The organism is Streptomyces avicenniae, assembly GCF_000719135.1.
GTDB lineage: Bacteria > Actinomycetota > Actinomycetes > Streptomycetales > Streptomycetaceae > Streptomyces > Streptomyces avicenniae.
In genome coordinates this window covers 1-202 of record NZ_JOEK01000064.1, presented here as the reverse complement: position 1 = coordinate 202, position 202 = coordinate 1, and the positions used below count along the sequence as shown (strand labels likewise).

The window sequence follows — 202 nt, the reverse complement described above, 5'->3', positions numbered from 1 at the left end:
CATCTCGTACAGACGGTGCACACCCGTCGTGGTCTCCTCGGTGACGCCCCGGACCTCGGAAGCCGCCCGCGTCCACTTCTGCGGCGACTCCGCCACCGTCCGCGTCAGCAGTTCGAGGATGACCCGGTGCTCGTCGTTCTCCGCCGTCGAAGGATCCGGGACCTTCCCGTCCTTCTCGTACTCCACCCCCTTGTGCAGCAGC

General features: G+C 67.3%; 1 protein-coding gene. It reads right to left on the bottom strand.

All coding sequences use genetic code 11. From position 1 onward, the window contains the following. A partial coding sequence (locus IF27_RS29770) for an adenosylhomocysteinase (RefSeq protein WP_190233165.1) occupies nt 1-202 on the bottom strand: 202 nt, incomplete at both ends.